Here is a 12750-nt window from a genome sequence, read left to right on the forward strand (position 1 = left end):
GGTCAACCCCAGGAGGGACCGTCTGCTTCACGTTGCGTTGCTCCACGGAGCCAGCCCACGAAGCAGTGCCCGATAGGGGATCCGGCTACGGACGATCCTCTGCGTCTTTGATGCCGGCTGCAACGGCACGTCGAATCACCCAGTAGAGCGCGTAAAGAATCGCGCTTGTGATTACAACGAAAAGGGCGGCGCTAGACAACGCGTCCATGCCCCAACCGTACGAGGTGTCGTGGGCCGTAGTTCGGGAGTCGATCTCACGAGCTGTGCCGATAGAGGATCGTTGTGCGCACGGCGCTGATGCTCGATAGAGCGGTGCCCGTAGGCTCACGTCATGGTTTCAGCGATGAAGCAGACGACAGTCGACGACGGGGTGACGATCGCCTACACGGTCTTCGACGGCGTCGAGCCAGCAGTCGTCCTCCTTCACGGGCTCGCAGGGAGCAGCCGCGAGTTCGTCCGCACCGCAGAGGGTCTGGCCGGGCGGCGGGTCATCCTCATCGATCAGCGAGGCCATGGACACAGCACGACCAAGCCGGCAGACACCTCTCGCGAGGCGTACGTGTTCGATGTCGTGACTGTCATCAGCAAGGAAACGTCGGGGCCGGTGACTCTCGCCGGCCAGTCGATGGGAGCTCACACGGCGATGCTCGTCGCCGCGGCGCGCCCGGACCTCATCCGGCGGCTCGTCCTGCTCGAAGGGAACCAGGGTGGTGGAACGACTGATGAGCACCGAGCCCTTGGCGACTTCTTCCGTTCATGGGCAGTCCCCTTCACTGATCGCGCAGAAGCCGCGGCGGCTCTCGGTGATGGGCCCCTCGAGCGTGCATGGGTCGAGGACCTCGAAGAACGGGCGGATGGCTTGTATCCCCGCTTCGACGCCGACGTCATGCAGGCCACGATCGAAGCCGTCGGTGAGTCGCGCTGGGCCGAGTGGGAGAGTGTCACCGTGCCAGCCCTCGTGCTATACGCGGACGGCGGCATGTTCTCGGAGGAGCAAAAAACGGAGTTCGTGCGTCGGGGCCACGCGGTTCGACGCGTCGATCTCACGGCCGCATCTCACGACGCGCACCTCGACGCCTTCGATCAATGGCTCGATGCGCTCCGCAGCGTCGTCACTGGCTGAGCACAGTCGCCCCAAGCGCCACGGCGTCCCGATAGGGGATCGTCTATCGGGCACCGTTTGTAACCTCGCTCTAGCGATCTCCGTTACCGATCTGCCGCATCGCCATGCGTTAGCCAGTGACTGATGTCGATGGGCTGAGTTGGTGGCAGGTCAATGTCGTTAGGCCGGATCTGGTGCTCCGTGAGCCTGCCCTTCTGCAAGCTGTTCCGTCATCCAAGGAGAGCGATTGGCTGCCAGCTCTACGGTTAAGCCATGAGGACGCGACGAACTTTCATGGCGCTGGGTGCGGTCACCGGTGTTACGGGCGCTCTCGTCTTGACTCTTTTCTTGTTGCAGCCCTGGCGGTCCTGCTCCTACGACGACCGTCCGTCGGCCTGCGCCATGCTCCCTGCCGACGCATCCGTTCTCATGGTTTCGGCGATTACCACCCTTGCGGGCGTGACAGTTCTGGTGATGGCATGGCTGAGCGCTCAAGAACCGCGGTCGATGCCCGCCAGTCGGCGAGTCACAGTGTTTGGAGCCGTTCCGCTGTGCTTTGTGGTGGCCGTGGCCGGAGTCCTCTACTTCGTCTGATGCGGCGACCCTCCCAAGCTGCTCGTCACACTTTCACTCCTGCCGACATGACCTCCAATAGACGATCTATCTTCGGTGACCGAGTGTTGCTGGGCCACGGCCTGCACTTCGAGGAATTACGAAAGAGGAAAAGTCGATTCACGACGTCACACTTTGGTGCTCACTGGACATTACTTCTGTGACAGCGGAGAGCCCGCGGTCATCGGTTGGATCGGATCACCTTGCCCAAGCACAATGTTGACGAACTCCTCGCTGGGAGCCGCCCGGCGTTTACCACCTCAGTCGCTACGGAGGCGGCACTCGATGCTCTTGTGGCAGAGACTCGCGTTGCCACTGGGAGCCGGCGGCTTCCCCGGCGCCGAAAAGCACTCTGGCTCGTGCCCGGCAGCATTCTTGCCGTCGGAGCACTCACGGCCGGCGCAGTCGCCGTCGACGGGCTGACACGAATCGAGACCCCGATCCCCGTCGAGTACGTCACCGACACTGGGGTCACAGTCTCGTGCACTGCCACCATCGAAAGCTCGTACTTCTCGCCCAGGTTCACCGAGGTCTCCACTTACTACCGAAATGCCGACTTCACCACGAGCGGTCTCGGTCAGCGCATTTACGAATACGCCCTTGTTCTGGCTGGCGACAAGGCAGGCACCCCCGGCGATCTCCCCCAGTCAGTGCAGTCAACAGCGCAAATCCCGGGAATCGGAGATCAGCAGCCCCTCGAAGACGAATCGGCACTGTCCGTGTCCATGCTCGAGTTCATCGTCATGGATGTATCCGACGAACTCGGCCTGCCCGCCGGCACCGTGAGTGGCTGGGCAGAGATCGATTCGGACTGCGACGGACAACTCCATTGACGGGAACGACGAAGCCTCACCCTCACAGAGAAGTAGGCGCAGATCTCGCTGACTTGTTCCGCAACGAGGCTAGAGGGCTGCTCGGGTTCTTCATACGACGTGACGTACCAGCCGAGGACGCAGCGGATCTCGTCAGTGAAACGTTCCTCGCAGCCTGGCAATCGAGCACGACCCGCACAATCGAACCGGACATGCTTCGTGCCTGGCTGTTTGGCATCGCTCGCAAAAAACTCTCGCAACACCTACGAGGTCGAACCCGGCGGACCGCCTTGAGCGCACGCCTTCGGCTCACTGTGTCTGCCGATGCCCTCGAGCAACATGCCTCAACCGAGAACATGGAAAGAGTCGCCTACGTACGAGCGGCAATTGAGCAGCTTCCGGTGGTAGATCGGGAGATCGTGCGCCTCGTCTACTGGGACGGTTTCACCCAGGAAGAAGTGGCTTTAATCCTTGGAAAGCGGGCCACGTCAGTTCGTGCCCGCCTTTCCCGAGCCCGGAAGGTCCTCCACGATCAACTTGCCGACAAGGGCCCGCGTGACGTGCCCGGCGCATTCCGCGGGCGTGTCATTGGCACCACCGATGCCTGATAGGCGATCGGCCATTAGCTAGGGGTTCGCGAGTCAGCTCAGGGCGGCGATGACGCCTGCTACGAGGATTCCGGTTCCGAGTCCGATCGTGATGGTCATGGCTAAGAAGGGGCGACTTCCCGATCGCACCCCGCCTCGCTTCCTGAGGTTGAACGTGTAGGCGAAGCCTGCCGCGACGATGAGAGCGCCGATTACGGTCATGACGAGCGGAACGGTCTCCATGCTCGAACCGTAGTGCAGCTCTGCGAGCGGTTTGGCTAGTCGTCATAGCGGCCGCCCGCTAGGGGGCCAAGGAACGCGACCTCTAGCTTCAGAGTGTCTCGATAGACGATCGGCCACCGGTCCACTTCTAGACTTGATCGGTGACGCGAGTGGGTGCGGTCGGCTTCGACCTCGACGGGACGCTGTTCGATCACCACGGTTCAGCCCGATCTGCCGCGGCCTACTTCCTCGGTTCGCTCGGCGTGGTCGCGTCGGACTCGACTCTTTCGAGATGGTTCGACGCCGAGGAGGAGAACTTCGAGCGTTGGCGGTCGGGTGAGATCAGCTTCTCGGAGCAGCGCCGTCAGCGGCTTCGCTCGGTCCTCCCAGCGCTAGGGGTCGATGTCCCTGCCAGTGACGTCGATGTCGACGAGCTGTTCGGCGGTTATCTGCGGGCGTACGAGTCGTCATGGCGGGCATTCCCCGATGCGCTTCCGCTTCTCCAGAGCCTGCGCGCGTCCGGTCATCACATCGGGCTGTTGACGAACGGGACAGAGGCTCAGCAGCTGGCGAAGCTCCGGCGCACAGGTCTCCTCGACGAGTTCGATGTCGTCTGCACGTCTGAGCGCATCGGTTTCTCGAAGCCCGACGTGAGGGCCTTCGCCGTTCTTGCCTCTGAGCTCGAAGTCGAGCCGGGGGCATGCCTGTTCGTCGGCGACGACGCGAAGAAGGACGTTGACGGAGCGAGGGCAGCCGGTATGCAGGCGCTGCTGGTCGATGGCCACAGGCCCCGTGAGCTTCGGATCGCTGAGTTGGTCGGGTGCGCGATCGCGAGGTCTGCGGGTGCCCGATAGCCGATCGGTCGTCGATCGGGGCGGAAGCTCGCTCCTCGTCCTGAGAGGATCGGCGCATGATCCTGAGGAGCAGCACAGTCGCTTTGGAGCCCATCACGCCGGCACTTGCCCGGCGCATCGTGGCTCGTGACGAGCGACCCGGTGACCGGTGGCATGCCGAGTACCCGTTCCTCGACGAGATCGATCCATTGAGATCATTGGCTGCGTCAGCGGCCCCTGACCCGGACTTCACGATGTACGTCGTCCGAAGGTCGTCGAACGGGATGGCGGTGGGGGGCCTCGGGTTCTTCGGTCCTCCTGACGCCGACGGGCGAGTCGAGTTCGGGTACGGGTTGGTTCCTTCGGCTCGAGGCGAGGGCCTGGCGTCGTCGGCTGTCCTGCTCGCGCTCGAACACGCTCGTCTGCGCGGGGCAACGATCGCAGCGGCGGACACGGAAGCCGACAACGTCGCTTCCCGTCGCGTCCTCATCAAAGGCGGCCTCGCCGAAGTGCAACGAAGCGGCTCTCTCGTTCTCTACGAACGAGTCCTGACCGCCCGATAGGGGATCCCCCACTGGATCACTTGCTGTGGGGCGAGCGCACTCGGAGAGGACGCCGTCGTGGTCGTTCCGTGTCGTCGGTGAGCGTGGGTGGAAACGGTCCCTAACGTCGTAGCGTCTAGGGATGCAGCAGCCCAGGGGCCTCGATCAGCTCGTATCGGAATGGCGGAGCTCCGGACCAGGACGTGCGCGCTTCGTGCCGGGCTTCGACCCATCAGGTGGAGGAGCAGCGGCGACAGTTCTCGTGCTGATGGAATCACCCGGTCCTGCCACGATCAAGCAGGGCGAGGACGCGATCAGCAGTGAGGACAACCCGGGGCCGACGGCGTCTGCGTTCAGGCGAGCACGGATCGAGTCGGGTCTGGGCAGGAACGTCTACCTGCGATGGAACATCGTCCCGTGGGCCCTTGGTCGGGCGCCGACCGTCACCGATCTCGACGAGGCACGCCCTGCCCTGGCTCAGCTGCTCGTTTCTCTGCCGCAGCTGCGGGCGATCGTGACCTTCGGCACTCCGGCCCTGACGGGCGTGATGAGGTACTTCACCCTGGAACCGCGTGCGAGGGTCGTGCCCGTGCTCGCGGCACCCCATCTGTCGCCGGCGAACGCCACCCGCGCCGGCGAGAAGCACCTGCGGGCCGTCACGGCCCTACGGCACGCTTCGCTTCTCTGATCATCTCGGCGAGGAGTCGGGGCTGTGCTGCGACGCGGCGATCACGGCCAGGAGATCCTGCGCCCCGGCGCTCAGACCGGCCGACCACACAGCGCGGAACGGGCGCCTCAGGTCGACGGCTGCCGGGACGGTGACGAGGCGCCCGGCACGGAGGTCGTCCTCGACCAGCAACGAGCTGATGACTCCCGGACCCACACCGCCGGCGATGGCCGCCCGGATGGCGCCCGTCGACGACAACTGCGCAGCGGGTTCTGCCATCAGGGCAGGGTCGATCCCCAGGGCGAGCTCGAGGGTCCGGCGGGTGCCCGAGCCCGACTCCCGAGACACGAGCGGTGTGGATGCGAGATCCGCTGCCGTCACGGGTTCGGACTTCGATGCCCATGCGTGCCTCGGCGAGACGACGACGAGCAGTTCGTCGACACCCAGGACGGTCGTGGCGAGCCCGTCGGCCTCATCAGGGGTCTCCGTGAACCCGAGGTGCGCGCGCCCCGAACGGACCTCGTCGACGACCCAGTCGCTGTTGCCCGATTCCAGGCGTACCCGGACACGATCCGCTGCCGCTGTCATCCAGCGTGGCATCAGCGCCTCTGACACCGTCTGACTCGCCGCGACGAGGAGAGCGTCGGAGGCGCCGGTCATCAGGGTGTGCAGCGATCGTTCGAAGGTGGTCGCCGCCTCGAGCAGGGGTCGGCCCCACTCGCACACCAGGAGTCCGTGCTCGGTCAGCGCCGAGCCCGCCCGAGAGCGGACGAGCAACGTACGACCCAGCCGCCGCTCGGCGCCCGTGATGCGAGACGACGCCGCCTGCTGGCTGATGCCCACCGATGTCGCGGCCCGGCCCAGACTGCCCGATCTCGAGATCGCCTCCAGCAGTCGGAGCGTCTCGAGATCAACAGGGAGTCCGGTCACAAGGATCGATTGTGACACCACAAGCATCCGCCCGTATCGGCAGCCGGACGCACGTACGAAGATCGAGGCATGCCTGCCGCGATCACACCGACTGTCGCCCCACCCCGCACGCACGGTCTGTTCCGCCAGCTCGAGCACCGCGGGCAGATCGTGTCGAACCTGACCCCGAACTGGTTCGCGTCGATCATGGGGACCGGCATCGTCGCCAACGCCGCGGCGACCCTGCCGTTGCAGTTCCCGGGGCTGCGCCCTGCCGCGACCATCGTCTGGGCACTGGCCAGCGTGTTGTTGGTCGCTCTCAGCACGGCGACCGTCATGCACTGGGTGCGTTACCGGGCCACCGCGCGGGGGCATCGACTCAATCCGGTGATGGCGCACTTCTACGGGGCACCGCCCATGGCGCTGCTGACCGTCGGCGCGGGAACCCTGCTCTTGGGCAAAGACGTCCTCGGTACGCCCCTGGCGGTCGGCATCGACTGGGTGTTGTGGACCATCGGCACGGTGCTCGGCCTCGTCAGCGCGATCGCGGTCCCGTACCTGACGTTCACCCGGCACGACACGGCCCCCGACAGTGCGTTCGGCGGCTGGCTCATGCCCGTGGTTCCCCCAATGGTGTCTGCCTCTACCGGTGCGCTGCTGCTGCCCTTCCTGCCCGCGGGGCAGGCAAGGCAGAACATGCTCTGGGGGTGCTACGCGATGTTCGGCTTGTCATTGCTGGCGTCGATCGTGATCATCACGCTGATCTGGTCACGCCTGGCCCAGCACAAGATCGGCCCGGCCGGCATGGTCCCGACCCTCTGGATCGTCCTCGGCCCCCTGGGGCAGTCGATCACCGCGGCCAACCTTCTCGGTGGCAACGCCCACCTCGCCGTCGACCAGGAAACCTCGCACGCCCTGTTCGTCTTCGGGCTCGTCTACGGTGTGCCCACCCTGGGATTCGCCCTGATGTGGGCGGCACTGGCATCGGCCATCACCCTCCACACCATCCGCCAGGGGCTCCCGTTCTCACTCACCTGGTGGTCGTTCACCTTCCCCGTCGGCACCTGCGTGACAGGCCTGAACGGTCTGGCCCTGCACACGGGACTCGTCACGCTGCAGGTACTGGCGGTCGTGTTCTACATCGGGCTCGTCGGGGCCTGGATCACGGTCGCCGCGCGCACCTTCCACGGCAGCGTCATCCGCGGAACGCTCCTCGCGCCTCCCCGTCCCCTGCCCTGACCACGGACGACGAGGGTGCGTGGGGGGAGCGACTCAGATCGAACAGGCGTCGTTCCAGTCACGGCGATAGGCCTCGGGGTCACTGACGTCGACGATGGCCGAGGCGGCGCCCTTGGGCTCGTCACGCGACCGGTAGCTCTCGAACGCCACCGCACTGCGGTCGTTGCTCGCCGGATCACGCACCCCGGAGGCCTCGACCCACAGAGTCCAGTTCCACCGCGTCCGGACGCCAGGCTGCAACGCGCCTTCGCCGACGACCAACAGCACGTCCGTGCCGGCGGGTGAAGACTCGAAGTCTGCGCCCGTGAATGATCGGACCCACGACGTGAGGCCTCTCGCGCTGATCTCCCGAGCCAACTGACTGCCCATGTCCGAGAGTTGCTCGCCAGCATCGCCATCCACAGCCACGATGCCTCCACCGGACGGAAGCCGACCCAGCATCTCGGAAACCAAGTCATGGATGACGGTGTTGCTCATGATGCTTTCTCCTGCGCACTTGTATGTCGAAACGGAAAGGGGAGTCGGCGGCCGCCGACTGGTGCGGCTGCACGAAGCGGCCGCGAACCTGATGCAACCACGAGCATGCCCCGACGGCAGCCCCCACGAGCATTCGCGACTCGTCAGCAGAAGGGTGTCATGACGTGCCAATGGTGAGGCCGACGAGCCCGGCAGCGACGGCGAGCAGCAGCATGCCCGCGCCGTTGGCGATTCCCGCGACCCATTTCTTCTCGGCTACGAGGCGCACGGTCTCGACGCTTGCGGTGCTGAACGTGGTGTAGCCGCCCATGAGCCCGCCGCCCGCGACGAGCAGCCACTCTCGGGGCATCCCCGCGTGGTCGGCGAGACCGGTGAGCAAGCCGAGCACGAACGACCCGCTGACGTTGATGACCAGGGTCGCCAGCGGGATGGGGGCCGACCACGTGCTGCGGACGACGCCGTCGACGACGAGGCGCAGGGCCGCACCCACGCCACCGGCGACCGCGATCGCGACGAAGAGCCACGGGGCGATCACGACGCCGCCTCAGAACGGCGATGGAGGGCGGCACCGCCGGTGATGCCGGCCCAGGAACCCACGGCGCCGAGCACGACCGATCCCACACCGTAGGCGATCGCGATCGGCAGCGCGTCACCGAGCAGGGTCGCGGTGTCGACCGCGAGGGCGCTGTAGGTGGTGAACCCGCCGAGAACGCCTGTTCCGACGAGGAGGCGCAGGTCGCGTCGGCGACCCGCGTCCGGCCCTCGTCGCACCAGCGACTCAAGGAGCAGCCCGAGCGCGAACGCACCGACGACATTGATCAGCAGGATCGTGACGGGGATGCTGCCCGGGGCCGCGGGGAAGCTCAACGCCAGGGCTTCGCGCAATCCCGTGCCGATCGTGCCGCCGAGGGTGACGAATCCGATGAACCGCCACCGCAGGTGCACGGGCCTTTCGGTGCCCGTGGAGTCGTCGACATCGAGGTCCGGGTTCTGGCCCAGCCCGTCGAACTCGTCGCCTCTCCTCGAGGGCAGCGGCGGAAACGGTGAGTCGGGTGAGGGGGTGGTCATGCATCGTCCTTCGTGCTGAGGCCGTAGGGGAGTCCGGGCTGATCGGCTTCGATGTCGGTGAGGCGGTTGTACTTGCAGACCCGCTCCCCGCGTGCGGGGGCACCGGATTTGATCTGGCCGACCCCGGTGCCGACGACGAGGTCGGCGATGAACGTGTCGGTGGTCTCCCCGGAGCGGTGCGACACCATGCAGGCCATGCCGTGCGACCGAGCGGTGGCGATCGCGTCGAGGGTCTGGCTGACGGAGCCGATCTGGTTCGGCTTGATGAGGACGGCGTCCGACCAGCCCTTCTCGGCACCTTCGGCGATCCTTTCGGGGTCGGTCACGTAGAGGTCGTCGCCGACGAGCTGCACGCGGCCGCCGAACCTCGACGCCATCAGCGCCCACCCGTCGTGGTCGTCCTCGTGGAACGCGTCCTCGATGCTCCTGATCGGGTACGCGTCGAGCAGTGCACCGTACCGGTCCGCGAGGGCCGCACGGTCGAGGTCCTGCCCGGCGACCCGGTACCGGCCGTCTCCGTCGCCGAACCCGTTCGCGGCAGGGTCGAGGGCGATCGCGACGTCGTCGAGCGCCGCCCGGTGGCCGGCGTCGGTGATCGCCTGGACGATGAGGTCGAGGGCGTCCTCGGGGCTGCTGATCGCCGGGGCGAAGCCGCCCTCGTCGCCGAGGCCCGCGGTGTTGTAGCGGGTCTGTACGAGCGCTTTCAGGGCATGGTAGACCTCTGCGCCGGTCTGCACCGCTTCCTCCTCACTGGTCGCCCCGACGGGAGCGATCATGAACTCCTGGAAATCGAGGTCGTTGGCTGCATGGGCGCCTCCGTTCAGGACGTTGAAGTGCGGGACGGGGAGCGATTCGTTCGCCCCCGACAGCAGGGCGATCCACCGGTGCAGGGACAGGCCGGCTTCGCGGGCCAGCGCTCGGGACGCCGCGATCGACGTGGCGACGACGGCGTTGGCGCCGAGCCGCGACCAGTTCGGGGTGCCGTCGAGGTCGGCGAGGGCACGGTCGATCTCGCTGATCCCGGCCCACGGGCGTGAGGTCAGGAGGTCGCTGATCTCGGTGGTGACCATCTCTGCCGCTTTCCGGACGCCCTTGCCACCGAACGCTGCACCTCCGTCTCGGAGTTCCACGGCCTCGTGGGCACCGGTCGAGGCTCCCGCAGGGGCGGCGCCCGAGACGAGGGTGCCGTCGGCGAGTTCGAGGTCGACCTGGACGGTGGGGAATCCGCGTGAGTCCAAGATCGACCGCCCGAGGGCGGACACGATCTGGACGGGGTGTGCACCGCCGTGGGTGACGTAGGTGCCGACGTCATGGGTGTGGATGGTGCGGTTGCTGATGTAGTCGTTCATGTCAGGTTCCTCCTTCGTGGGTGATGACCGCGGCGGCGAGGGCCGCTGCGGCCGGGTCGAGATACGTGCCGCCCCGCGTCAGCGGATGCCCGTCGGAGGCGAGGTCGTAGATCAGGGGGTGGCCGGTCGGGATGTTGAGCGCGGCGACCTCGAGTGGGGTGAGCGCGTCGAGCAACAGGCAGAGTGCGCGGAGGCTGTTGCCGTGGCCCACCACGAGCAGGGTGCCGCCGGGGGCACCGGCCTTGACCGCCTCGGCGACGGGGCGGACCCGGACGATGACGTCGAGCAGGCTCTCGGCCCGGGTGCGGTTCGAGGGATCCACCTGACGAAGGGCGTCCTGAGCCCACAGCTTCGCGAACTGCGCGTCGGAGGACGGCGGGGGCGGGATGTCCAGTGAGCGCCGCCACAGGGTGAAGTCCTCCTCGCCGGTTGAGCGGCGAACATCCGCCTTCGTCCGTCCGGTCAGGTCGCCGTAGTCGCGTTCCCGGAGTCGCACGTCGACGGTGGCGGGCACGGTCCACTGGTTCTCGGACACCATGATGCAGGCAGTCTCGGTCGCACGGGCCAGCGGTGAGCACAGGATCGATGCCGGGCGGAAACCCGTCTCGTCGAGCAGGTGTGCAGCACGGCGGGCTTCTTCACGGCCTCCGGTCGTGAGGGGTGAGTCGGTGATGCCTGTGAACAGCCCGTCGGCATTGGCCTGGCTCTGGCCGTGTCGCACGAGGGCGATCCGGGTCGTCACGGCCGGGCCTTCGAGACCGGCACCACGAGCACCGGCACGGGTTGATGGTGCATGAGGAACGATGCCGTGGACCCGTGCAGTGCAGCCTTCAGGCCCGCGGCGAGACCGTTCGAGGATCCGACGACGATCATCACGGCGTGCGTGTCGGCGGCGACGCGGGCCAACGCCTTCGCGGGGTCACCGGCGAGGACACGGACGTCGACCGTGATCTGCGCGTCGGTGCGGAGCCGGGCTGCCGTCGCCTCGAGGGCAGATCTGTCGGCGGCGACGTCGTCGTACTCGTCTGGGTCGAGGGGAACGGTCGCCCCTCGGCCGCTGGCGTCGTCGGGGTCAGCGGGGACGCGGGAGTCGTCGACCTGCACGACGACGAGTTGTGCCGACAGCCGGGCCGCGAACCGGGCGGCGTTCGAGAGAACGGTGTCGGCCGTCCGGGTATGAGCTCCGACGACGATGGTGTCGGTGGTCATCTGGTCTCCTATCTCGGTTCCTGGGCACGCCAGTGGATGAGATAGGGACTGTTGTCGACCTGAGTCGAGGTTGGTGACGGCGAGCCCCACCGCCGTGGCGTCTCCGCCAGGCTCAGTCAAGCACTGATCCGACCAAGCTGCACCTGCTGATACAACATTCTTTTCGACCAAGAAAAGGGTGTGGTGGCCTGTCCTGATAGGGGATCGTTCACCGGGAGCTGAGCAGACGTAGGGTCTTGCTCTCTACTTGGAGTTTCGGTCAAGCGCCCTCGCCGTCTCTATCGGGAATCGGCATACTGAGGTCGTGCCGATCCCGCCCCATCACGAAGCCACATTCGGGCGGCTGACCGACGCAGCCAGGAGGACGTTCGGGACGGACCACGTCTCCGCGACCCTGCTCGATCCCGACACGGATCGCCTGCCGTTTCTGGAAGTCCCCGGACTGTCATTCATCGGTGAGCAATGGATCGTCGTCGAATTCGCCGGCGGCCGAAGACTAGAGCTCGAGTGGAACGTAGCCGGTGTCGGCCGGGCATTCAGTCTGCTCGAACGACGGCAGCTGAGGATGACCATCGACAAGACCGCCCCAGAGGGCCTGCCAGGCTGGATCGAGGCACTCGTCGGCACTCACGGCCGGGTGACGGTCCACGCTCCCGTCGCTGAGTTCGACCTGGAGGTGCGGGTGGTTCCTGACCGGGGTTCCGCTTTGCCCTTCTCCGTTCACGTGCGGCATGACGGCAATGTTGTGGTCGAGGGCTCGCAGCTTCACTGGTGGACCTTCGGTGCCGGACGCACTGACGATGACGGCATGGCGGCAGCGAAGGACCTGATGGAACAGGTCGTGCTCTACGCCGGCAGCATCAGACGCACGTGGCGAGGCGTCACCTTGCTCGACGAACACGGTGACTACTTCTCAGGGCCGATTCCGGGGCCGAGGCTGCCATTCCGGCCCCAACGTCTCTACTTCCGCGCCTACAGCTAGCCTCATCCTGCCCGCACAGAACGCAATTACGTTCAATTCAGATGTTCTGCATTTTCGACGGCCGCCCGATAGGGGATCTTGGGTTCAGGTGGTCGTTGCAACACCACCGTGAATCGGAGTGCTGCAGATGGGATCGAGGC

16 protein-coding genes are annotated in these 12750 nt (G+C 66.3%); 8 read left to right on the plus strand and 8 right to left on the minus strand.

Features of this window, described 5'->3' with window-relative positions; all coding sequences use genetic code 11:
• Positions 1–343 precede the first annotated feature (343 nt).
• The 3 genes from ASL10_RS15280 (at position 344) to ASL10_RS16275 (ending at position 3134) form a co-directional block, all read left to right on the plus strand.
• Positions 344–1123, plus strand: a complete 780-nt coding sequence (locus tag ASL10_RS15280) for an alpha/beta fold hydrolase (RefSeq protein WP_056049956.1) — start codon at positions 344–346, stop codon at positions 1121–1123.
• A 794-nt stretch (positions 1124–1917) separates the two neighbouring features.
• Complete coding sequence (locus ASL10_RS16270; protein WP_162234626.1) at positions 1918–2547, plus strand: hypothetical protein; 630 nt, start codon at positions 1918–1920, stop codon at positions 2545–2547.
• Positions 2548–2600: 53 nt separating this feature from the next.
• A complete protein-coding gene (locus ASL10_RS16275; RefSeq protein WP_162234627.1) occupies positions 2601–3134 on the plus strand; it encodes an RNA polymerase sigma factor in 534 nt (177 codons plus the stop codon).
• 33 nt (positions 3135–3167) lie between these two features.
• Here the strand turns inward: ASL10_RS16275 and ASL10_RS15295 are convergent, their stop codons facing one another.
• Positions 3168–3356 (minus strand): hypothetical protein, encoded by a 189-nt coding sequence (locus ASL10_RS15295; protein ID WP_056049963.1) that lies wholly within the window; start codon positions 3354–3356, stop codon positions 3168–3170.
• A gap of 140 nt (positions 3357–3496) precedes the next feature.
• Between ASL10_RS15295 and ASL10_RS15300 the strand changes: the two genes are divergently transcribed.
• The 3 genes from ASL10_RS15300 to ASL10_RS15310 all read left to right on the plus strand — a co-directional run bounded on the left by ASL10_RS15300 (position 3497) and on the right by ASL10_RS15310 (position 5398).
• Positions 3497–4189 carry an HAD family hydrolase gene (locus ASL10_RS15300; protein ID WP_082460665.1) on the plus strand — a complete coding sequence of 231 codons (693 nt, stop codon included), beginning with the start codon at positions 3497–3499 and terminating at the stop codon, positions 4187–4189.
• A gap of 56 nt (positions 4190–4245) precedes the next feature.
• Positions 4246–4731, plus strand: coding sequence for a GNAT family N-acetyltransferase (locus ASL10_RS15305; protein ID WP_056049969.1), 486 nt, complete (start codon positions 4246–4248; stop codon positions 4729–4731).
• A gap of 121 nt (positions 4732–4852) precedes the next feature.
• Positions 4853–5398: a uracil-DNA glycosylase gene (locus tag ASL10_RS15310; RefSeq protein WP_043594580.1), complete on the plus strand. Its 546-nt coding sequence runs from the start codon at positions 4853–4855 to the stop codon at positions 5396–5398.
• Here the strand turns inward: ASL10_RS15310 and ASL10_RS15315 are convergent, their stop codons facing one another.
• Positions 5399–6445, minus strand: coding sequence for a LysR family transcriptional regulator (locus ASL10_RS15315; protein ID WP_157485579.1), 1047 nt, complete (start codon positions 6443–6445; stop codon positions 5399–5401). It lies immediately after the preceding gene.
• 12 nt (positions 6446–6457) lie between these two features.
• On the opposite strand from ASL10_RS15315, the gene ASL10_RS15320 reads away from it, so the two are divergent.
• The gene (locus tag ASL10_RS15320; RefSeq protein WP_235452911.1) at positions 6458–7525 is read left to right on the plus strand and encodes a TDT family transporter; all 1068 of its coding nucleotides are present in this window, start codon (positions 6458–6460) and stop codon (positions 7523–7525) included.
• A gap of 33 nt (positions 7526–7558) precedes the next feature.
• Here ASL10_RS15320 and ASL10_RS15325 read toward each other — a convergent pair whose 3' ends face one another.
• From ASL10_RS15325 to ASL10_RS15350, 6 genes are all read right to left on the minus strand, one after another.
• Positions 7559–8002, minus strand: a complete 444-nt coding sequence (locus tag ASL10_RS15325) for a hypothetical protein (RefSeq protein ID WP_056049977.1) — start codon at positions 8000–8002, stop codon at positions 7559–7561.
• A 157-nt stretch (positions 8003–8159) separates the two neighbouring features.
• Positions 8160–8537, minus strand: coding sequence for a CrcB family protein (locus ASL10_RS15330; protein ID WP_307785063.1), 378 nt, complete (start codon positions 8535–8537; stop codon positions 8160–8162).
• Positions 8534–9070, minus strand: coding sequence for a CrcB family protein (locus ASL10_RS15335; RefSeq protein ID WP_082460666.1), 537 nt, complete (start codon positions 9068–9070; stop codon positions 8534–8536). The genes ASL10_RS15330 and ASL10_RS15335 overlap by 4 nt, the downstream gene beginning before the upstream one ends.
• A complete protein-coding gene (gene eno, locus ASL10_RS15340; protein WP_082460667.1) occupies positions 9067–10419 on the minus strand; it encodes a phosphopyruvate hydratase in 1353 nt (450 codons plus the stop codon). The genes ASL10_RS15335 and eno overlap by 4 nt, the downstream gene beginning before the upstream one ends.
• Before the next feature lies 1 nt (position 10420).
• Complete coding sequence (locus tag ASL10_RS15345; protein WP_056049981.1) at positions 10421–11161, minus strand: 2,3-bisphosphoglycerate-dependent phosphoglycerate mutase; 741 nt, start codon at positions 11159–11161, stop codon at positions 10421–10423.
• Positions 11158–11628 (minus strand): universal stress protein, encoded by a 471-nt coding sequence (locus ASL10_RS15350; protein ID WP_056049983.1) that lies wholly within the window; start codon positions 11626–11628, stop codon positions 11158–11160. The genes ASL10_RS15345 and ASL10_RS15350 overlap by 4 nt, the downstream gene beginning before the upstream one ends.
• A 304-nt stretch (positions 11629–11932) precedes the next feature.
• On the opposite strand from ASL10_RS15350, the gene ASL10_RS15355 reads away from it, so the two are divergent.
• Positions 11933–12610: a hypothetical protein gene (locus ASL10_RS15355; RefSeq protein WP_056049987.1), complete on the plus strand. Its 678-nt coding sequence runs from the start codon at positions 11933–11935 to the stop codon at positions 12608–12610.
• The last annotated feature ends 140 nt before the right edge of the window (positions 12611–12750 follow it).

Origin of the sequence: Frigoribacterium sp. Leaf8 (assembly GCF_001421165.1) — a bacterium.
In the GTDB taxonomy this organism is placed as follows: domain Bacteria; phylum Actinomycetota; class Actinomycetes; order Actinomycetales; family Microbacteriaceae; genus Frigoribacterium.

Bases quoted from the DNA above. Each gene is read 5' to 3' on its own strand.
- ASL10_RS15280 (WP_056049956.1), top strand. From the start codon at position 344: ATGAAGCAGACGACAGTCGACGACGGGGTGACGATCGCCTACACGGTC.
- ASL10_RS15335 (WP_082460666.1), bottom strand. From the start codon at position 9,070: ATGACCACCCCCTCACCCGACTCACCGTTTCCGCCGCTGCCCTCGAGG.
- ASL10_RS15325 (WP_056049977.1), bottom strand. From the start codon at position 8,002: ATGAGCAACACCGTCATCCATGACTTGGTTTCCGAGATGCTGGGTCGG.
- eno (WP_082460667.1), bottom strand. From the start codon at position 10,419: ATGAACGACTACATCAGCAACCGCACCATCCACACCCATGACGTCGGC.
- ASL10_RS15350 (WP_056049983.1), bottom strand. From the start codon at position 11,628: ATGACCACCGACACCATCGTCGTCGGAGCTCATACCCGGACGGCCGAC.
- ASL10_RS15295 (WP_056049963.1), bottom strand. From the start codon at position 3,356: ATGGAGACCGTTCCGCTCGTCATGACCGTAATCGGCGCTCTCATCGTC.
- ASL10_RS15310 (WP_043594580.1), top strand. From the start codon at position 4,853: ATGCAGCAGCCCAGGGGCCTCGATCAGCTCGTATCGGAATGGCGGAGC.
- ASL10_RS15305 (WP_056049969.1), top strand. From the start codon at position 4,246: ATGATCCTGAGGAGCAGCACAGTCGCTTTGGAGCCCATCACGCCGGCA.